Below are 21,384 nucleotides of genomic sequence, written 5' to 3' on the forward strand. Positions count from 1 at the left end.
AGAACATGTCAGATACTAAAATCACCATACAAGAAACTACCAATAATACTATAATTAAATATAACAGTAGCACTATTTTAATTAATGGTGGTAGTTATGAGTTTAACAATATAGATGAAGCTAAAAACTCTCCTTTAGCGCAAGAATTATTTTATTTACCATTTGTAAAGAAGGTATTTATTACAGCCAATTTTATTGCAATTCAGCGTTTCGATATTTTAGAGTGGATTGATGTCCAGGAAGAGGTAAAAGAACAGATAGAAGCGTATTTAAATGATGGTAATGTTGTTGTAAACGAACAAAAAACATCAAAAAAAGAAGCAATTGAAGTGTATGCAGAGGTAACACCAAACCCAGCAGTAATGAAGTTTGGTACAAACAAAGCATTAACACAAACAGATGTTGAGTTTAAAAACATAGATGAAGCTAATGCATCATCGCCATTAGCGCAAGCAATTTTTAATTTTCCGTTTGTAAAAGAAGTTTTTATTTCTGATAATTATATTTCTATTACCAAATATGATATGGTAGAATGGAATGAAGTTTACGGAGAAGTTAGAACTTTTATTAGAGAATATTTAGCCGACGGAAAAACAATTATTAAAGAATTACCAAAAGAAGAAACTGCTGCCACAGAAAGTGAAATAGAAACACCAGTAGTTGCTCTAGAAGGAATAGCTGCTCAGATTGTAGATATTTTAGACGAATACATTAAACCTGCAGTTGCCGGAGATGGTGGTAATATTGCTTTTCGTTCTTATGACGAAGAGAATAAAGTTGTTAGTGTAATTTTACAAGGCGCATGTAGTGGTTGCCCTTCTTCTACAGCAACTTTAAAAAACGGAATAGAGAATTTATTAAAAGAAATGCTTCCAAATCAAATTAATGAAGTGGTAGCAATAAATGGATAAAAAATGTCAGCAGAAAAAATAAATCCATACAAAGATTCTAATTTAGGAAAGAAAGAACAAGTAGCACAAATGTTCGATAATATTTCTGGTAATTATGACGGTTTAAACCGTGTAATTTCTTTGGGTATTGATGTGAAATGGCGAAAAAAAGTTGTAGAAATTGTTGGTAAAAACAATCCAAAACAAATATTAGACATTGCCACAGGAACAGGAGATTTAGCTTTAATGATGTCTGCATTAAAACCAGATAGAATAGTAGGTTTAGATATTTCTGCAGGAATGCTAGAAGTAGGAAAACAAAAGATAGCCAAAGCAAAACTTTCTGATAAAATAGAAATGATTGTTGGAGATTCTGAGGATATGCCATTTGAGGACAATACTTTCGATGCGATTACAGTTTCTTTTGGTGTTAGAAATTTTGCGAACTTAGATAAAGGAATTAAAGAAATAGCAAGAGTTTTAAAACCAACAGGAGTTTTAGTTATTTTAGAAACGTCTAACCCAACTAATTTTCCGTTTAAACAAGGTTATAAATTATATACAAATTTATTTTTACCAATTGTAGGTAAACTGTTTTCTAAAGATAAGGTTGCGTATTCATATTTGTCTGAATCTGCAAATTCTTTTCCTTTTGGAGAAGCCTTTAACAATATTTTACAAAAAAATGGGTTTACCAATACAGAACATAAACCTGTAACTTTTGGAGTTGCAACAATTTATACTGCAAGTAAATAATTATGAGTAAAAGAATTTTAATTTTTGGATTTTTCTTATTGTCTTCTGTCGCTTTTTTTGCACAAAGAGAAACGGTAGAATATTTACCAACCTTCGATAAAAACAAAATACATTATGGTTTTTATTTAGGGTTGAATCAGAATGACTTTAAATTAAATTTAAGAGAAAGTAGTGTTGTAAATGCAAACATAACTGTAGAATCAACTGCAGGTTTTAACGTTGGTTTAATAGCAGATTTACGTTTGCATAAAAACTTAAATCTACGTTTAGAACCAGGATTAGTAAGTAATTCTAAAAGAATTTTATTTAATCATTTAAATAGTTCTTCAACTCCACAAGACAGTATTAGAGAAATAGGTTCTACTTATTTACATATTCCTTTGGTTTTTAAATTTAGTACAGATAGATATAAAAATATTCGTCCGTATTTATTAGCAGGAGTATCTTACGATTATAACTTTTCTAGTAATGAGGCCAACCAAGATGATAATTCTGCAGGTCAATTTAGAATGAAGACCCATAACTTTATGTATGAAGTAGGTGTGGGTATAGATTTTTATTTATATTATTTTAAGTTTTCACCATCAATTCGTGGCGTTTTTGCTATGAATAATGAGATTAAATATGATGATGACCCAAATAGTAGATGGACAGCTCCAGTAAATTTTATGGGTACTCGTGGTGTTTTCTTAAATTTTGCTTTCGAATAATTTTTACGCAGTAATAATAGTTTTTAGAAGTTAACTGCGTTTAAATTCACTTAATAGAATAGCAGTTGCTGTGGCAACATTTAAACTTTCTGTTTCTTGTGTTTCACCAAATCTAGGTATCGATATTTTATTCTGAATTAAGGCTTTAATTTCATCAGAAACGCCATTGGCTTCATTTCCCATAACAAGAACTCCTTCTTTAGGTAACGTAGTTTTGTAAACGTTTTCACCATCCATATCTGCAATAAAAGTTGATAAGGTTGTTTTAGATAGGTAGTTTTTTAGGTCTGTATAATGTATAGAAATACGGGTTAAAGAACCCATAGAAGCTTGTACCACCTTTTGGTTGTAACAATCTACAGTGTCTTTAGAACAAATTAATTGAGAAACGCCAAACCAATCACACAAACGAATAATTGTACCTAAATTACCAGGATCGTTAATAGCATCTAACGCAATAATTAATTCAGAATTTTTAAGAGGTTTTTCTTCAGGAATTTTAAATAAACCTAAAACTTTGTTTGGTGATTTTAAAGTGCTAATTTTCTTTAATTCTGTTTCAGAAATTAAGGTAATTAAATCTTTAGAAACAATGGTATTAAAATCTTCTGTGCAAAAAAGTGTTGCTACCTCAAAAGAAGAATTAATTAATTCGTTTACTACTTTTATACCTTCAGCAATAAATAAATTATGCTTTTGTCTATACTTTTTTTGCGATAAACTTGTTATTAACTTTAGTTGATTTTTTGAGATACTCATTAATTGTGTCTAATTTGAAATAAACCGTTGAAAAATACTATTTTTGATATTAAATGTACTGCTAAAGTAATGAAAAAACTTTCTTTTTACTTTCTACTTATTTTATTTTTAACAGCATGTAATTCTACAAAACATGTTGCTGAAGATGAACAGATGCTTACTCAAAATTATATTTTTGTAGATAGCGTTAGAGATAAGAGCACAGAACTAGAGAAATATATTCTTCAAAAACCTAACCCTAAACTGTTAGGAGCGCCAATTGGTTTGTATTTTCATAATTTAGGAGATCATAATAAACCAAAAACGGCTTTAAAATGGGGTAAAAAACATCCAAAGAAATATAAGTTTATAAAAAATATTTTTTCAGAAAAACAAAGTATTGCCTACGCAAACTCCTTTATTCAATTAAATAATTGGTTTTTAAGTTACGATGCACCTGTAATTATTAGCGAAAATAAGGTAAAGAGAACTTCAGAAAATTTATGGGCATATTATAAAACACAAGGTTTTTTCGAGTCTAAAGTTACTTCGAAGGTAAATAGAGACTCTGTTCGTAAAAAAGCTACAGCAGAATATCGTATTAGAAGAGGTAGACCAACTTTGTTAGACACGATTAAGTTGAAAATAGAATCGCCAGTTTTAGATTCTATCTACAAAAAATCTGGTATGCGCTCTTTATTAAAAAGTGGTAACCAATATAATGATAAAACTTTTAGAAAAGAAGCTAGTAATGTAGTTAAGCTTTTTAGAAATAGTGGGGTTTTTTATTTTTCTGAATCAGCATTAGGTTTTTATGTAGATTCTACAAGAACAGATTATAAAACTAATGTTGAGTTTCTAGTTGCTAAAGATCGTTTTAAAGAAGAAAAAGGTAATTATGTAAAGAAAGACTATAAAGTACATAGAATTAAAGAAATTAATGTAGTTACAGATTATTCATATACAAAAAAAGATGAAGTACCAAGTGATTCTGTTTCTTACAGAGGAATCAATTTTTTAGCACATAGAAAACTAAAATACAATCCTAAATATTTAGCACAATCTATATTTTTTAGTTCTGGAGATGTCTATAAAGACACTCTTAGAAATTTAACAAGAAATCATTTAAAATCTCTTAATAATTTTAAATCTACTAATATTACCTTCACACCAATTAATGGAACAGATAACGAATTAAGAATGGACTTGTTTTTATCTCCTAAAGAAAAATTTACTTTAGGATTTGAAACAGAACTTACACATTCTAATATTAGAAACATTGGGTCTTCTGCTAAATTTTCTCTTACAAATAGAAATGCATTTAGAGGAGCAGAGTTGTTAAAATTTTCTTTTTTAGGTTCATATTTTAATTCGAACAATGGTCCTGGTTGGGAAATTGGAGCAGATGCTTCTTTAGAAATACCAAGACTTGTTGCTCCGTTTGGCTTAAGCAAGTTAGTGCCAAAAAGAATGTCTCCAAGAACACTTTTTTCTCTAGGGTCTAGTTTTCAGAAAAACATTGGTTTAGATAGGCAAACATTTACCTTTTTGTCGGATTATAAATGGCAATATAATAGAAAGAAAACCATTCAATTAGAAGTTTTTAATACACAATACATTCAGAATTTAAATGTAAATCGTTTTTTTGATATTTATAGTTCAGAGTTTACAAATTTAAATGCAGTTGCAGAGATTTATGACACTGCAAATGGTACTTCTTTTTATCCATTATCTACAGATTTATCAACTCAAGCTTCAGAATCTTTAAAATTTATAGATGCTGTTGCGTCAAATTCTAGTTTTCAGGTTTCTAACTCAGATAATTATAATACAGTTTTAAACATACAAAATAGATACAATATTGTTACTTCAGATTTTTTAATACCTACGTTAGCGTACTCTTATACTTATAATAATCAAATAGATTTTAAAGATAATAATTTCTCTTTTTTTAAAGCAAGAGTTTCTAATTCTGGAAATGTTTTAGGTCTATTTTCTAAGAATTATAATGAAAATGGAAAGAAAACGCTTTTTAAAATTCCTTTAGCACAATATTTTAAAACAGATTTAGAGTACAAACGTTTTTGGGATGTTGGTGTAAATTCTGTTTTTGGAATTAGAACTTTTGTTGGAGCAATATTTACGTATGATAATTCAGATATTCCTTTTACTAGAAGTTATTTTGCTGGTGGTTCTAATGATATTAGAGCGTGGCAAACCTATGAGTTAGGTCCTGGAAGTAGAAATAGTGGTTTAGAATTTAACGTTGGTAGCTTTAAATTCTTAACAAGTGCAGAATATCGTTTCGACTTAATAGGTAGCTTAAAAGGAGCTTTATTTGTAGATGCTGGTAATATTTGGGATATTTCTGGTTCTGAGTTTGTAGACTCAGATGCAAAGTTTAACAGTTTATCTTCCTTAAAAGATATTGCAATAGGATCTGGAGTTGGTGTAAGATACGATTTAAACTTTTTTGTATTAAGATTAGATGTTGGTTTTAAGACGTATGAGCCTTATTTAGAAGAAAGTAAGTGGTTTAAGAACTATAACTTCTCAAGCGCTGTTTACAATATAGGAATCAATTATCCTTTTTAATAAATTAGTTAAAAGTCTATAACGTTTTCGTTATTTTATTCTTTCTTGAAACTAAAAAACGCCTATTTTTAGTACTTTTGGTAAAACTAAGAATCAAAAATTAAAATATAATAATATGAGTCACAACATAAAACCTGGAGTTGCAACAGGAAAAGAAGTACAAGAAATTTTTAATTTTGCAAAAGAAAAAGGATTTGCTTTACCAGCAGTAAACGTTATTGGTTCTAATACCATTAACGCAGTTCTAGAAACAGCAAAAGAATTAAACGCTCCTGTAATCATTCAGTTTTCAAACGGTGGTGCTCAATTTAATGCAGGTAAAGGATTGTCTAATGAAAATGAGAAAGCTGCCATTGCTGGTGGTATTGCTGGAGCAAAACATATTCATGAATTGGCTGTTGCTTATGGTGTACCTGTAATTTTACATACAGATCATGCAGCAAAAAAATTATTACCTTGGATAGATGGTTTATTAGACGCTTCTGAAAAACATTTTGCAGAAACAGGAAAACCGTTATATAGCTCTCATATGATAGATTTATCTGAAGAGCCTTTAGAAGAAAATATAGAAATCTGTAAAACGTATTTAGCTCGTATGAGTAAAATGGGTATGACTTTAGAGATCGAATTAGGAATTACTGGTGGTGAAGAAGATGGTGTAGATAACTCTGATGTTGATGTTTCTAAATTATACACACAACCAGAAGAAGTTGCGTATGCGTATGAAGAGTTATTAAAAGTATCTCCTCAGTTTACAATTGCAGCTGCATTTGGTAACGTACATGGTGTTTATAAACCAGGAAACGTTAAATTAACTCCAAAAATTTTAAAGAACTCTCAAGAGTTTATTACAAAAAAGTATGGTGTTGAAGAAAATCATATCGATTTCGTATTTCATGGTGGTTCTGGTTCTACATTAGAAGAAATTAGAGAAGCTATTGGTTACGGAGTTATAAAAATGAACATTGATACTGATTTACAGTTTGCTTTTACAGAAGGAATTAGAGATTATATGCAAGGAAAAGCAGCTTATTTAGCTACTCAAATTGGTAATCCTGATGGAGCAGAGCAACCAAATAAAAAATATTACGATCCAAGAAAATGGTTGCGTGAAGGTGAAGCTACTTTTACAAACCGTTTAAAACAAGCATTTAAAGACCTTAATAATGTAGATACTTTATAGTATTTTATTTTTAACAGTTTAAAAAGCATTTTGAAATTTTCAAAATGCTTTTTTTTTGAAAAAAATAAAAATACATCTTGTGAATAATCATTTGAAGAAGAAAGTAGAATTAGAAAAAATCTTTTACATTTGTAGTTCATATTTTAGAAGTAATAAATTAAAACAAACTACATGGCTTGGTTTAAAAGAACAGATAAAGGAATTCAAACTTCTACGGAAGACAAAAAAGACACACCAAGAGGTTTGTGGTACAAAACTCCAAGTGGAAAAGTTATAGATACAGAAGAATTAAAGAGAAACTTATATGTAAGTCCAGAAGATGGATACCATGTAAGAATAGGAAGTAAAGAGTATTTCGAGTTATTTTTTGATGATAATAAGTTTAAAGAATTAAACGAAAGTCTTACTTCTAAAGATCCTTTAAAGTTCGAAGACACAAAAAAATACCCAGAAAGATTAAAAGCAGCTCAAGAAAAAACAAAATTAAATGACGCTGTTAGAACTGCTGTTGGTAAATCTTTAGGAAAAGACATTGTAATTGCTGCAATGGATTTTGCTTTTATTGGAGGTTCTATGGGGTCTGTAGTTGGAGAGAAAATTGCAAGAGCAATCGATTATTCAATTAAAAATAAGATTCCTTTTTTAATGGTTTCTAAATCTGGTGGAGCAAGAATGATGGAAGCATCACTTTCTTTAATGCAACTAGTAAAAACTTCTTCTAAATTAGCGCAATTGGCAGGAGCTAAAATTCCTTATATATCTTTATGTACAGATCCTACAACAGGAGGTACAACAGCTTCTTATGCAATGTTAGGTGATATTAATATCGCAGAACCAAATGCATTAATAGCTTTTGCAGGACCTAGAGTAGTAAGAGATACAACTGGTAAAGATTTACCAGATGGTTTTCAGAAATCTGAATTTGTTTTAGAACACGGTTTCTTAGACGCAATTTATGAGCGTAAAGATTTAAAGAAAGAAATTAACTTATATATCGATTTAATACAAAATCTTCCTATTAGAAAAGAAGCAGTAGTATCATAAAAAAGTATATACTTTAAAATAAAAAAAGCCAGCGTAAGCTGGCTTTTTTTATTTTAAAGTAAGTTAAGATTAAAATCTCCAACCAACATTTACACCAACTCTAGGTACTAATATTGGCGAGTCTGAAGTGAAAAGGTTTCTACCTAAACCACCATAAACATCAATTACTAAACCGCTTTTAGACGAATATTTTGTTCCTATAGCAACTCCTAACGCAGCATCTGTATATTTTAAATCATAAATACCAGAATCATCTATAGATTCTTTTTTACCAGAATTTATACCAACAAAACCTTCTCCAAAGAAATTCCATTGTGCATCTGCTGTAAAGTAATGACGAAAATAAGGTGTAATCATCATATTTTCATTGTATCTAAAATTAGAATCTTGTTTTGCTAAATTGAATAAAGCAGAAATACCAAAAGAATTCTCAGCACTAATGTAGTTTTCATATGAAAACTCTAAACTTTTTATAACCAATGCATCTGCAATATCTAGTTTTATTTCTTGTTGAGCAAAGCCTAAAGAACTCACTAAAAGACCAAATATTAAAACTATTTTTTTCATTTTTTATTATTTTAAATTTTTTACAAATTTACTAAAATTATAAGTGGTTAGAATCTGTATCCTAAAGAAATTCCACCTCGACCTACAACACTATAATCAGAACTATTATTGCTATTATCATTTCCAAGAAGGTTTCTACCTAAACCTAGGTACACTTCTGTTGTAAAACCACTTTTGGTAACAAATTTTCCACCAACAGAAATACCTAATGCAAAAGCTGTTTGGTTTTCAACGCTGTTTGAACCGCTGTTAAAATTGTAAAAACTATCTTCATATGTATTTAACATACCAAAACCTTCAACAAAAAAACCTCTTGCATATCTAGTTTCACTAAAAAACCATCTGTAATAAGGTGTTATTGAGAATTTTTTAGGGTAATCTAAATTGTCGTTATCTCTATTAGAAAAATTATAAAATAAAGCAACACCATAAGAAGACTCAGAGTTTATTAACTTTTCATAAGAAACATCTAATGAAGACAAACCAATTAAGCTAAAAGCATTTAATTTTAATTCGTATTTCTTAGCAATATCTTGAGGGTATTTTTTTTCCTCATTTTCTTGAGCTGCTAATTGTAAACTTAAAAACGTAATTAATAATAGTAATGTAATTTTTTTCATAATTTTCTTGTTTTCGAATAACAAATGTATCAAAAATGATACCATTAAATATTAAAAGATAGCACGTAATTGTACGCTTCCTGTATGAATAGTTTTAGAATTCTCGCTTTTTCGCCCTAAATAATTTAAGTTTAAGTTTAAAAAAGAATTTAATTCTCTATTAAATAAAAGATTCCAAGTATAATTTTTTCCTGCTTGTAAACCTTCTAACATTTGGTAAGCAACAGGTGTATTTGTATCTCCTTTAAAATCATTTAAAAATACATTTACATTAGCCGTAATTTGATTTTTTTTACCGCTTAAATAAAAGTATTCTAATCCTATTTTTTGTTGATTTAACACTTCAAAATCTTCTAAATTATTTTCTTTGTTCTTGTAGTGATAAAAAGCGGTTAACCTGTTGTTTTGATTGTATGAGAAACTTATTTTTGGCTGTACCTCTTTGCCTTGTATAATGTAATTTCTATTTTCGAAATTTTCTGTTTGCAAATTATTTTCAGAAATTTTCCCCATTAAATCAAACAACCAAAAAGAAGCAAATTTATGAGCAAAATCTACCTGATGTGTTTTTGTGTTATTTTCTTGATTCCCTATAAAATACTGTTGCTTATTTTTTAATTTTCCAAAAGTGTAAGTTGTGCTATAATTCTGAAGATTTCTATTGAAGTATAAACTATTTCTTAAACTAAAATTTAAGCCAATTAATTTGTCTTCATCAAAATTAAAAGGATTAAAATTAAATGAATTTCCAACTCTAGATTGTTCATTTTCGATGCTTAAAAAACTCTCGTTATTAAAATAAGAAAGCGTTTTTTTAAATCCGCTTTTTTCTTTCCATTGATTAAAATTTAGATTAATACCTTGCCTAAATTTTGCTCTTTGAGTAGCAAGAAAACGTAGGTTTGGTTTTGGAACTCGTAAATAATTCGCCTGATCTTGAAATTCTGCAATTTCAAATTCATCAAAATCCTGAACACCATCACTGTTATAATCTATCCAAGTATAAAACCCTAAACCAGGTTCTGTCTTTATGTATAAATATTCTTGTCTAGCTACGTTACCAGAAGAAGTTTCATAAAGTGTACTTAGATTAACAAAGTTGTTAAATAGTTTTTGATTAAAAATTAATCTTGAATTTAGAGATTTCTCGTTAACAGAAAAATTGTTTTCTGTTAATCTATAATTTGCAAACACACTTAAATTGGTATTCTTATTTTTAATTAATTTACTATTAATATAAAACGATTTTCGATTATTAATCTCTGTAAATTCATTCGATTTTATACTATCATTATTTCTATAATTAAACCCGAACTTTGCAAATACTTTTGCAGTATCTCCAACACCAAAATAAGTTTCAAACTCTTTAAAACGATGACTTGTATTTATAAAATTATTAGAAATACTGTTTTTTCTACTATTAGTTTCTAAATTAGTAAAAGCTCCTAACCAACTTTTATTAAAAGAATGCTCTACAGTTGCTTTTGCCCTTAAAAAGGTGTTCTCTTCTAAAGTAGAGGTATTTGTTAAGAAGCTTCCATCAATAAAAAAAGAAGTATTGTTTCGTTTTATTTTAGATTGAAGCTCATGCTTATTACCATTATAGGTGTCTAAATAACTTAAGTGATTGTATCTGTATAGTAAAAAATCGTTTTTCTTATTTTGAAGATTAAATTCTAATTGAATATAATTTTTAGTAGCGTTATTTGTTAGTAAATTCCAATCTCTATTAAATTCTATAGATTCCCATCTTTGTAACGTTTTAAAATTTTTATGCGCATATTCATGGTTAACACTACTTGTTAATTGCCATTCTTTATCTATTAAAATTTGCTGCCAACCAATTTTTGCGGCAAGACCTGTATTTTGGCTATTGTCTATATTAGAAAATAAATTGGCATCATTATTACTAACAGCAACTTCTGATGTTATTTTTGTTTTTTTAGTAGAATTATAATCAGATTTTATAACAAATATTTGAGATTTTGTTGGCGGAATTAAACGAGTTATTGGTGCATAACTTCCTTGGTTTACACCAACATAATTATAAATTGTACCAATTGCAGTACTTCTATCTATGCTGTAATCACCATTATTTGCACCAACATTTGTAAAAGTAACAAAGTATAACTCGTCATTTTCATTAATAGAATATTCAAAGTTTTCTACAGCACCATTTGCAACTTTTTTGTACAAGATTTTGTTTTCATTAAAAGCATCTAAAAAAGCACTTTCTGCAAACATTAAATCTGTGTTATTACCTGCGTTTGCTAAAATTAGTTTTTGTTCATCTGTTAATGCTTGCTGTAAAGGTTGGTTTTTAGCATCATTTTCACTGTAGAAAAAACCACTAATATTTAACTTTTCTGTTTTGTAACTCGCAGATTCATAGGTAACAAAACGCGTGTAGTTTCTGTCGGAATATTGAAAATCGATAGTGATTCTCATATCATTTGTAATTGGGTATGTTGTATTAAAAGTAATTTCACCTAGATTATAATCTATTGTATAATCATTATTTTCACCTTTTTTAATTTGAATTCCGTTAATGTAAACCTGTTCGCTTCCACCAATTATTATAATATTAGGTTCATTATTTGCCCCAACTATTTTATAAGGTCCTTGGTTACCTTCACTACCAACAATTGTAAAAGTGTTAAACTTACCACGCACAATTGCACCAGAAGCACTTACCTTTAATTTGTCTGTTATGTTTGCTGCTACTTCTAAACCAGAAACTTGTTTTGTAAAAGAGGCAAAGTAACTTTCGGTATTTTTTAATGATAAATCTCCTGCTTTCACACGCCAATTGTCTGTAAACATTTCAATAAAAATTCTATCGAAATCTGTAATGTTTTGCGAATATCCGTTTTCTTGAATAGGAATATTAGTGTCCCAAATATTAGCTCTTAATGTTACTCTATCAGATAGTTTACCCGAAATTTCTAAATCTAAGGCAGCATTTGTTACCGCATTTTGGTTATTACCAGAGGTTATTCCTCTAGAAATAAAACCCTTTGTTTTTAGACCTTCAAATAATTTAACTTCAGACGCTTTTTTGTTGGTAGTTAAACTATATAATTTGCCCGTATTTGTACCATTTGGTACAATTAAACTTTCATCATAAGGTGTATATGTCTTGGTAAGAAACTCTGGGAACCTAAAATACTCTATAGTAACTTCTTTGTATAATTGGGCGTTTATAATAAGTGTTGCATTGTTATAATCTATAAAATAGTTAGCTTTTTCTATTGGTTTTAATAATTTATTTAAGACTTTAAAACGCTGCGGATTTATTGCAACAGAATCAAACTTTATAGTGTCTTTTTTAACAAGAATTTTTTGAGATCTAAAATTTGTAGATATCGTTTGCGATTGGATTGAAAACCCAATAATTAAAAATAAAAAAAAGAGATTTTTTTTAAACATTTATAAACGATACGTTCTAAACGTAAAAATAGTATTTTTAATATTTGAAAGTATAATTTAAAAAAGCGATTGCTGTTTTACGGGGTTTTCATGTGCTAATAACCATTTTTTACGCCAGATTCCGCCTGCATAACCAGTTAAAGAACCGTCTGAGCCGATAACTCTATGGCAAGGAACAACAATCCATAATGGATTTTTACCATTTGCAGAGGCAACAGCTCTTATCGCTTTTACATCTCCTAATTTTTTACTTTGTTCTAAGTACGTTTTAGTTTTTCCGTAAGGTATTTTTAATAAAGATTTCCATACTTTTATTTGAAAAGCAGTTCCTTTAGGGTTTACAAGTAAATTAAAACGATCTCTTTTACCTTTAAAATATTCTTCTAATTGAATAACACAATCTTGCAAACATTCTGGAGTTTTTGCCTTTAATAATTCTTCTGAAACGGCACCGTCATCTATAACAGAAATAAATTGAATTCCGTTTTTATTACCAATAATTTCTGCGATTCCTATAGGTGTTTTGTAATAAGTAGTTTCTGTATTCAAATTAGATTGTATATTTTTTTCTAAGTTCTTTTACTTCTTTATCAGACGAGTAATTCATCATTAATAAACCTTCTGTTTTGTTTAATTTTCTTTCTTTAATTTTTACAGCTATGTAATTTCTAGCTTCTTCTGTTTTTTTGAATTCATCTCTAAAAATAGAAATTAATTGTCTCGAACTCACATTTAAAAACTTGTTTTTTATAATTTGTTGTGATAAAAAATTATAAATTAATTTAGATTCTCTAAAAGAGCTTATTAGAATTTGTTGTTCAAATTTGTTATGTCTTGTAGTAAATTTTATAAAATTATTTACACCAATACTATACATTGGTTTTATACTTGTTTGCGTACCAATTAATCTTCCTTCATAGTCTGTAGCATCTATATTAATAGAAACAATATCTTTAAAACTTATAATTTCTTTATTGATGATAAAACTATCTGCAGTTATTTTTATTTTACCTGTTTTTCTAATCAAAATATCTTCTTTAGAAAATAGTGTGAAAAGCTGAGCGATTCCAAAAATAATTGAAGAAAGAAATGAGATAGGATAAAGAAAGTTTGTTATAAAACGTATTTTAAAATATTCCTTATTTATTAAAATAACAATAATTGTTGCCATAAAAAGAGCTAAACTTAGGTAAGTATAGCTCTTAGGATGGTTAAAATTAAATAACTTTTTTTCTGTCTTTATTGTTTCTATTATCACTTATACACCAAATACAGCTTTTGAGTTTAAAGTTGTTATTTCTGCAATTTCTTTAAATGATATACCATAAATGTCTACCAATTTATCTACTACATTAGTTATAAATGCACTTTCATTTCTTTTACCTCTATAAGGCGTTGGTGCTAAGTAAGGTGCATCTGTTTCTAAAACAATGTGTTGTATATCTATTTCTTTTAAAAATGTATCTATTTTACCATTTTTAAAAGTTGCTACACCACCAATTCCTAATTTCATGTTGTAAGATATAGCTTTTTCTGCCTGCTCTTTTGTTCCTGTAAAACAATGAAATATTCCTCTTAAATCATCACCTTTTTCTTCTTCTAAAATTTCGAAAATTTCATCAAAAGCGTCTCTACAATGAATTACAATAGGTAACTTTTTTTCTTTTGCCCATTTAATTTGAGTTCTAAAAGCTTCTTGTTGTTGTGTTAAAAAAGTTTTGTCCCAAAATAAATCGATACCAATTTCTCCAATTGCATAAAAATCCTTCTTATCGATCCATTCTTTTACATGTGCTAATTCTTCTAAATAATTTTCTTTAACAGAAGTAGGGTGTAAGCCCATCATTAAATACACATCTAAGGGGAAATTTTCTTCCAATAGCAACATGCTCTCTGTATAAGTAGAGTCTATAGCAGGAATAAAAAAACGAGAAACACCGGCGTCTTTAGCGCGTTGTATCATTTCTTTTTGGTCTTCGTTAAACTGACTAGAATATAAATGTGTGTGTGTATCTGTAATCATTATTATTTGAGATAAATTTTAGCAAAATTACAAATTAATCCTACGTTGAAGACTTGTTGTATAACATTTTATAAAACGTACCTTTGCACAAAATTTTATAAGATGACTTTTGAAGATTTAGATTTATCAAATCAATTACAATATGCAATTGACGATTTGGGTTTCGATACACCAACGCCAATTCAAGAACAAGCATTTTCTGTTGTAAGATCTGGTAAAGATGTTGTAGGAATAGCGCAGACCGGTACAGGTAAGACTTTTGCATATATGTTGCCAATTCTTAGAGACTTGCCATATTCTAAACAACAACACCCAAGAGTTTTAATATTGGTACCAACAAGAGAGTTGGTTTTACAAGTTGTAGAACAAATAGAGCAATTGTCTAAATATATTAATACGCGTGTTTTAGCAGTTTATGGTGGTGCAAACATTAACACTCAGAGACAAGCTATTATGCAAGGGCAAGATATTATTGTAGCAACACCTGGTCGTTTATATGATTTGGCTATTAGTAATTCTTTAAAATTAAAGTCTATTCAGAAATTAGTAATTGATGAAGTAGATGTAATGTTAGATTTAGGGTTTCGATTTCAATTGATGAATATCTTTGATGTTATACCAGAAAAAAGACAAAACATTTTGTTTTCTGCAACAATGACAGAAGATGTAGATGCCTTAATTTATGATTTCTTTAAAAAGCCAGAGAAAATATCTGTTGCAGTTAGTGGAACTCCGTTAGATAACATAGAACAAGTTTCTTATAATATACCTAACTTTTTTACAAAAGTAAATTTGTTACATGATCTTTTAAGAGATAGAAATGAGTTTAATAAAGTATTAATATTTGTTGGTTTTAAAAGAACTGCAGATTTGTTGTTTAAGCATTTAGAAGAAGCTTTTAATGATGAGATGTGTGTAATTCACTCTAATAAAACACAGAATTATAGAATAAGATCTATTAAACAATTCGATGAAGGAAAAAATCGAATTTTATTGGCTACAGATGTTATGGCACGTGGTTTAGATTTTGATAAAGTTTCTCATGTAATTAATTTTGATACACCAGATTTTCCTGAAAACTATATGCATAGAATAGGTAGAACTGGTCGTGCAGAAAAAGCTGGAAAAACAATTCTATTTTCAACACCAAAAGAACAAGAAGCAAAAGCAGGAATCGAACAACTGATGAATTACCAAATTCCTGTTTTAGAAATTCCTGAAGAAGTAGAAATTGCTACTATGTTAACCGAAGATGAACGTCCAAGAGAAGATCAAGGGATTTCTAAAAATAGAACCTCTTTAGAATATGTTCCTGGGCCAGCGTTTCATGAAAAAAGTGAAAAAAATAGTCAAGTAAACAGGGGTGGTTCTTATAGAAGAGAAATAGCAATAAAATATAAGAAACCAAAAACTAAAGGAGATAAAAACTACAATAAACATAATAAGAAAAAGAAGAAGTAATGCAAATTTTAACGGAGCAAGAATTGCACAATTTGGCTATGAATATTGTAGGGGAGAAGCTCGAGAAAATGGGGTACGAATTTCAGGCAATTAACAGCACGTTAAAAAGGCATCCTCAGTTTGTGCTTTTTAAAAAAGGAGAACAAACCATTTTTGTTTTGGTAAAGGTATCTAGTAATATGCAGAACCCCAATGGCTATGATGTTTTATGGATGGAAACTTTTAAAGACCATGCAAAAAAACAAAATGCTAAAGTTTGGTTTGCAGGTGTAGGAATTGCAAATGCAGAAAGTGTAGAGAATCCGGTTTTTAAAGACCAACCTTATTATGTTGCGTTTGACGATTTTATTAAGATTTTAGAATAGTTTTAAAGTTGTTTTAATATAAAAAAAAAGGAGTGTAGTTTTTAAACTACACTCCTTTTTTCTTTTTAGTATTATTAATTATGGATTCGTAGACCATAAAGCAGCGCTCTTAAGCATTGCTCTTCTTGGTAATTTTAAACCAGCAACAATTAATTCTGCAAAATCTTCTGGTTGTAAAACACTCTCAACAGAATCTTTATCTGCAATACCTAGTTCAATAGACATGTCTGATGCAATTGTACTTGGTGTAAGTGTACAAACTCTAATGTTATTCTTACGAACTTCTTTCATTAAAGATTCCGACATACCAATTACGGCAAATTTAGAAGCAGAGTAAGCAGAGGTGTTTGCATTACCGTTTAAACCAGCAGTAGATGCTACGTTAATAATATCACCTACATTTTTCTCTATTAAATATGGTAAAACTTCTTTGGTAACATAGTACATTCCCATTACGTTGGTTTGAATGATTTGTGCCCATTTATCAGCATCCATATCATTAAAAGAACCAAAAGCAGCAATTCCTGCGTTGTTTACAAGAATATCAATAGTACCTAACTCACTTATTAGTTTTTTTATGCTAGCTTTTACTTCATTATGGTTTCCAACGTCAAATACTGCGTATATGGCATTAACTCCTAATTCTTTTAGCTCTGCAACAGTTTCTTTTAAAACAGCTTCATTTCTACCTGTAATTGCTACATCCATTCCTTCTTTAGCGAAGGCTATTGCAGTTGCTTTACCTAAACCTCTTCCTCCTCCAGTAATTATTGCTTTCTTGTTCTTTAAATCTTTCATTTTATATTAATTTTTAAAATATACTTTAGTAAAATACTTGTTATAAATAAAAAAAACCACTCTATAAGAGTGGTTTTTTTTAGACTAAAAAGCACTAAAATTATTTAGCATCTTGTTCTAATAAATCAAAAAATTGATTTAATTTAGGCATGATGATAATTTTAGTTCTTCTGTTTTTTGCTCTATTTTCTGCAGTATCATTTGAAGCTAAAGGAACATATTGGCTTCTACCAGCTGCAATTAAACGACTTGGTTTTACACCAAATTTATATTGTAAAATTCTTGTAATAGAAGTTGCTCTTAAAGCAGATAAATCCCAGTTGTCTTGAATTAAATCTCTCTTAATTGGCGTAGCATCTGTGTGCCCTTCAATCATAACTTCCATTTGTGGCTGGTCGTTTATAACTTTAGCAATTTTATCTAAAACAGTATAAGCACCATCTGTTACGTTGTAACTACCACTTTTAAATAATAATTTATCTGAAATAGAGATAAATACTACTGTTTTTTCAACATTAACTTCAATATCTTTATCTTGAATACCGTCTGTTAAGTTTCTTGTTAAATGATATTTTATAGCAAGATTTAAAGAGTCTTTTTGAGTCATTGCTTTTCTAACTCCGTTGATATATTTGTCTTTTTCGCTTAATTGAGCAATCACAGTTTTAATATTATCTGAAGAAGATTGTGTTAAAACTGTTAAGTTTTCAACTTGTTTTAAAGCAGTCTTTTTATCTTCTTTTAAATATTTTACTTGTTCAGTTAAAGCGAAAACTTTACCATCTTCCTTTTCTCTTTCAATTAAACATTTCTGTAAACTAGTTTTTACAGCAAGTAATTGTTCTTCTGTTTTTATTTTTTCTGTTTGCAACGCTACAAATTCTTTTTTAGAAACACAAGAACTTAGTAAAACTGCAGATAGTAAGATTAAAGATATTTTCTTCATTATTTTCTGTTTAATGATTTTATTATATCTACAAATTTAACAAAATGAATGAACAAAAAGAACGATTAACAATTATTTGTGAGAAAATTATATGCTATTTTTGTGTTCATTAACATTTATATATGAAATACGTTTACTTTCTCCTCTTCTTGTCTGTTCTTTTTATTTTTTCAACATGTAAAAACGAACCAGTTCTTGCAGATTATACTCTAAAAGGTGCCGTTTTTGGTACTACTTATAAAATTACTTATTTAGATGCAGGTTTTAATTATCAGAAAAGTATAGATAGTTTGTTTTTAAAGATGAATTCATCATTATCTACTTACATACCAACTTCAGATATTTCTAAAGTAAATAAAGGTGAAGAGAATGTAGTTGTAGATGACTTTTTTGTCGAGGTATTTAAAAAATCGAAAAGAATTTTTATAGAAACAGATGGTTTCTTCGATCCTACGGTTGGTAACCTAGTAAATGCTTGGGGATTTGGGCCTAAAAAAGAAAGGATAAATTTAACAGATGAACAAGTTAATAAGCAAATGTTACTTGTTGGTCTAGACAAAGTAAAGCTTCAAGACAATAAAATAATTAAAGAAAATGCAGAAATTTATTTAGACTTTAATTCTATTGCAAAAGGTTTCGGAATAGATGTTGTTGCTCGTTTTTTAGAGAGTAAAAATATAGAGAATTACTTGGTCGAAATTGGAGGAGAAATAAGAACAAGTGGTTTCAAAAAAAATAATACACCTTGGCTTGTTAAATTAGTAGATCCTATAGAATCTAATTCAAATTCTGGTTTTAAAACATTAAATTTATCTAATAAATCTATGGCAACTTCTGGTAATTATAGAAAATTTAGAATAACAAATACAGGTAAGAAGTATGTACATACAGTAAACCCTAAAACTGGTTATGCTCTAGAAAGTAATCTTTTAAGTGTTTCTGTTATTGCAAATTTAGATTGTGCAGATGTAGACGCTTATGCAACTGCATTTATGGCTATGGGTTTAGAAAAAACAAAGTCTTTTCTCGAGAAAAATAAAAAAATAGAAGTTGTTTTACTGTATACAAATGCTAAAGGAAATCTAGAAGAATACACTAATTATACCTACAAGTAGGTATGTTTTAAGTATTTAAGGTGTTTGTTTTTTTATTATATTGCATCTTGAAAGAAGATTAAACAATACTCTACTATGAAAAACCTACTCCTAACACTTTTTTGTGTTTCATTTTTTTTAAACTCCTATTCACAGAATAATTCTGAAATAGCAAATGTTTATATCAATAGGGCGAATACTGTTATAGCAGAAAGTATTGATTTTAAACAAGCAGCTGTTCTTTTTGAAAAAGGTATGAAGTTTATGGATACCATAACGAAACCAAGTGTTGCAGATTTAGGGGCAAAAATTTACTATGAATTACAAAAATATAATGAAGCTATAAAGTATTCTAAACAGTATTTTGTAATTGCTAAAAACAAAACATCAGATGAATACGTACAACAATTAGATTTATATGTAAGTATTAAAGAGAAGCTAGATCTTCAATTAGCAGAAGAACTAAGACTTAAAAAAGAAAAACTAAAAAAGGAAAAAGAATTAAGAAAAATAGATTCTTTAAAAACTGTTTGGAAGAATTCTTCTAAAAAACTCTCTATACAGGTAGATAGTATTTACTCATTTAATGGGAACAACTATGCCTTGTTTAATAAGAAAGGTAAATTCGGAATTATTAATGATAAAGCAGAAATTATTATAGAAGCTAACGAATTTGCTAATGCAGTAAACTACGCAGGTTATATTTTGATGAAAAATAAAGAAAAAGAACCTACAAAAATTTATTACTTTAATACTAATAATGGCGTAGGTGCTTTGTTGCCAAATCCATCAGATTTTAATTCTCTTTCTACAAATTATGGTTATGTAACCTTACCACGTGCTAACGGAAGGTTGGTTGCTTATCCAAATAATTCATTTGAGCCAATGGTTTACGATTTAAATGAAAATAAAACGGTAAAAGTTTCTAATAAGGAACAAGTTTTTAAAGATTTAAAAAAGAATGATATTATTAAGAAGTTTAATAAAGATGATGAGCTTAAAATAGATAAAGAATGGTATGCTTATGGCGGACATTTAGGTGGTGGAATTTATCCTTTATATTTAGAAAATGATTATAAAGTAGATGCATTCTTATGTTCTGTAGATGGTACAATGCTTTTTACAGCTTCTAATTACGATTATATAGGTGCTTTTGATGAAGGTAAGGCACAAGCAATTAAAGATGATACAATTTCATGGATAAACCAAAGCGGAGCGAAAATTTCTGATGCGAAAGATAAAAAAGCAAAGTACACAGGAAATTCTAAGGTTATAAAGTTAGAGGATGGCGTTTATCAAATATTAAAAGATGGTGTAATTATAAAAGGGAAAGAGACTTTGGTTAAGTTACCAGAGTTTTTAAGAAAATTTCAATAATAAAATATTATAATTTATAGCAAACAGGAAGAATTTCATTTTGCATTAAACAAAATCGTTCTAGTTTTTCTGGGGCGATTTTTTTTGTATAATCAACTTCATCAACCTTAAAACCAATAGTTCTTAGTTTGTTAAAATAATCGCGTCCATAAACTCTAACATGGTCGTATTGCCCAAATATCTTAGCGCGTTCTTTTCTGTCTACAATAGAATTATCTTCAAAAGTTTTTTCTCTAGATAGGTCTTGCGGAATTTGAAAAACTCCAAATCCACCAGGTTTTAATACTCTGTATAATTCTTGCATTGCTTTTGTATCATCTGTAATATGTTCTAATACATGATTACAAAAGACAACATCAAATTCATTTTCTTTAAATGGCAAATCACAAATATCAGCTTTTACATCTGCAATAGGAGACTCTAAATCTGAAGTAATATAATCTAGGTTTTTTTGTTTTCTAAAAATATCTAGAAAACATTGCTCTGGTGCAATGTGTAAAACTTTTAGCTTTTTTGTTGAAGTAAAAAAAATAGTTTCATCCTTTAGAAACAACCACATTAACCGGTGTCTTTCTAATGATAAAGTAGATGGAGAAAGTGCATTTTCTCTTTGATTACCATAACCATAAGGTAGAAATTTTTTAAAACTTCTACCATCTATGGGATCTGTAAAGTTATCACCTTTTAAATACCAAGCTATTGCTGGTTTTACCCAATAACTTGCTTTAATTAATAAAGGTCTTGGTATGGTGTTTAATATGGTTTTAAATATAGACACGTAATTGTTT

20 protein-coding genes are annotated in these 21,384 nt (G+C 28.8%); 10 read left to right on the forward strand and 10 right to left on the reverse strand.

What is annotated here, in order from left to right; genetic code table 11:
* The first annotated feature begins 5 nt into the window (after positions 1–5).
* From SHK09_RS14480 to SHK09_RS14490, 3 genes are read left to right on the forward strand one after another with little or no spacing between them, the layout of a single operon-like run.
* On the forward strand, positions 6–911 hold the full coding sequence (locus SHK09_RS14480; protein ID WP_319811501.1) for a NifU family protein: 906 nt from the start codon (positions 6–8) through the stop codon (positions 909–911).
* 3 nt (positions 912–914) lie between these two features.
* A complete protein-coding gene (gene ubiE, locus SHK09_RS14485) occupies positions 915–1,646 on the forward strand; it encodes a bifunctional demethylmenaquinone methyltransferase/2-methoxy-6-polyprenyl-1,4-benzoquinol methylase UbiE (RefSeq protein WP_319811502.1) in 732 nt (243 codons plus the stop codon).
* A gap of 2 nt (positions 1,647–1,648) precedes the next feature.
* A complete protein-coding gene (locus tag SHK09_RS14490; protein ID WP_319811503.1) occupies positions 1,649–2,356 on the forward strand; it encodes a porin family protein in 708 nt (235 codons plus the stop codon).
* 30 nt (positions 2,357–2,386) lie between these two features.
* Here the strand turns inward: SHK09_RS14490 and SHK09_RS14495 are convergent, their stop codons facing one another.
* The gene (locus SHK09_RS14495; RefSeq protein ID WP_319811504.1) at positions 2,387–3,115 is read right to left on the reverse strand and encodes an RNA methyltransferase; all 729 of its coding nucleotides are present in this window, start codon (positions 3,113–3,115) and stop codon (positions 2,387–2,389) included.
* A gap of 69 nt (positions 3,116–3,184) precedes the next feature.
* Between SHK09_RS14495 and SHK09_RS14500 the strand changes: the two genes are divergently transcribed.
* From SHK09_RS14500 to accD, 3 genes are all read left to right on the forward strand, one after another.
* The gene (locus tag SHK09_RS14500; protein ID WP_319811505.1) at positions 3,185–5,689 is read left to right on the forward strand and encodes a BamA/TamA family outer membrane protein; all 2,505 of its coding nucleotides are present in this window, start codon (positions 3,185–3,187) and stop codon (positions 5,687–5,689) included.
* 115 nt (positions 5,690–5,804) lie between these two features.
* Complete coding sequence (gene fbaA, locus SHK09_RS14505) at positions 5,805–6,872, forward strand: class II fructose-bisphosphate aldolase (protein ID WP_319811506.1); 1,068 nt, start codon at positions 5,805–5,807, stop codon at positions 6,870–6,872.
* A gap of 171 nt (positions 6,873–7,043) precedes the next feature.
* The gene (accD, locus tag SHK09_RS14510) at positions 7,044–7,916 is read left to right on the forward strand and encodes an acetyl-CoA carboxylase, carboxyltransferase subunit beta (protein WP_319811507.1); all 873 of its coding nucleotides are present in this window, start codon (positions 7,044–7,046) and stop codon (positions 7,914–7,916) included.
* 69 nt (positions 7,917–7,985) lie between these two features.
* Here the strand turns inward: accD and SHK09_RS14515 are convergent, their stop codons facing one another.
* The 6 genes from SHK09_RS14515 to SHK09_RS14540 all read right to left on the reverse strand — a co-directional run bounded on the left by SHK09_RS14515 (position 7,986) and on the right by SHK09_RS14540 (position 14,555).
* The gene (locus tag SHK09_RS14515) at positions 7,986–8,483 is read right to left on the reverse strand and encodes a hypothetical protein (RefSeq protein WP_319811508.1); all 498 of its coding nucleotides are present in this window, start codon (positions 8,481–8,483) and stop codon (positions 7,986–7,988) included.
* 47 nt (positions 8,484–8,530) lie between these two features.
* Positions 8,531–9,103 (reverse strand): DUF3575 domain-containing protein, encoded by a 573-nt coding sequence (locus SHK09_RS14520; protein ID WP_319811509.1) that lies wholly within the window; start codon positions 9,101–9,103, stop codon positions 8,531–8,533.
* 51 nt (positions 9,104–9,154) lie between these two features.
* Positions 9,155–12,532 (reverse strand): hypothetical protein, encoded by a 3,378-nt coding sequence (locus SHK09_RS14525; RefSeq protein WP_319811510.1) that lies wholly within the window; start codon positions 12,530–12,532, stop codon positions 9,155–9,157.
* Between the two features lie 57 nt (positions 12,533–12,589).
* Positions 12,590–13,081 carry a methylated-DNA--[protein]-cysteine S-methyltransferase gene (locus tag SHK09_RS14530; protein ID WP_319811511.1) on the reverse strand — a complete coding sequence of 164 codons (492 nt, stop codon included), beginning with the start codon at positions 13,079–13,081 and terminating at the stop codon, positions 12,590–12,592.
* A 1-nt stretch (position 13,082) separates the two neighbouring features.
* A complete protein-coding gene (locus SHK09_RS14535) occupies positions 13,083–13,703 on the reverse strand; it encodes a hypothetical protein (protein ID WP_319811512.1) in 621 nt (206 codons plus the stop codon).
* Positions 13,704–13,790: 87 nt separating this feature from the next.
* The gene (locus tag SHK09_RS14540; RefSeq protein ID WP_319811513.1) at positions 13,791–14,555 is read right to left on the reverse strand and encodes a TatD family hydrolase; all 765 of its coding nucleotides are present in this window, start codon (positions 14,553–14,555) and stop codon (positions 13,791–13,793) included.
* 102 nt (positions 14,556–14,657) lie between these two features.
* Here SHK09_RS14540 and SHK09_RS14545 point away from each other — a divergent pair, with 102 nt between their 5' ends.
* Positions 14,658–16,016 (forward strand): DEAD/DEAH box helicase, encoded by a 1,359-nt coding sequence (locus SHK09_RS14545; protein WP_319811514.1) that lies wholly within the window; start codon positions 14,658–14,660, stop codon positions 16,014–16,016.
* Positions 16,016–16,381, forward strand: a complete 366-nt coding sequence (locus tag SHK09_RS14550) for a Na(+)-translocating NADH-quinone reductase subunit F (RefSeq protein ID WP_319811515.1) — start codon at positions 16,016–16,018, stop codon at positions 16,379–16,381. The genes SHK09_RS14545 and SHK09_RS14550 overlap by 1 nt, the downstream gene beginning before the upstream one ends.
* 78 nt (positions 16,382–16,459) lie before the next feature.
* Here the strand turns inward: SHK09_RS14550 and SHK09_RS14555 are convergent, their stop codons facing one another.
* Both SHK09_RS14555 and SHK09_RS14560 read right to left on the reverse strand, forming a co-directional pair.
* Positions 16,460–17,179 (reverse strand): 3-ketoacyl-ACP reductase, encoded by a 720-nt coding sequence (locus SHK09_RS14555; RefSeq protein ID WP_319811516.1) that lies wholly within the window; start codon positions 17,177–17,179, stop codon positions 16,460–16,462.
* 100 nt (positions 17,180–17,279) lie between these two features.
* Positions 17,280–18,125: a flagellar motor protein MotB gene (locus SHK09_RS14560; RefSeq protein WP_319811517.1), complete on the reverse strand. Its 846-nt coding sequence runs from the start codon at positions 18,123–18,125 to the stop codon at positions 17,280–17,282.
* A gap of 122 nt (positions 18,126–18,247) precedes the next feature.
* On the opposite strand from SHK09_RS14560, the gene SHK09_RS14565 reads away from it, so the two are divergent.
* Positions 18,248–19,240, forward strand: coding sequence for an FAD:protein FMN transferase (locus SHK09_RS14565; protein WP_319811518.1), 993 nt, complete (start codon positions 18,248–18,250; stop codon positions 19,238–19,240).
* Between the two features lie 75 nt (positions 19,241–19,315).
* Entirely contained in the window at positions 19,316–20,596 is a 1,281-nt protein-coding gene (locus SHK09_RS14570; protein ID WP_319811519.1) for a hypothetical protein, read from the forward strand.
* Positions 20,597–20,603: 7 nt separating this feature from the next.
* On the opposite strand, the gene SHK09_RS14575 is transcribed toward SHK09_RS14570, so the two are convergent.
* Complete coding sequence (locus SHK09_RS14575) at positions 20,604–21,374, reverse strand: class I SAM-dependent methyltransferase (RefSeq protein WP_319811520.1); 771 nt, start codon at positions 21,372–21,374, stop codon at positions 20,604–20,606.
* Positions 21,375–21,384 lie beyond the last annotated feature (10 nt).

The organism is Polaribacter sp. PL03, from assembly GCF_033875165.1.
Lineage (GTDB): Bacteria > Bacteroidota > Bacteroidia > Flavobacteriales > Flavobacteriaceae > Polaribacter.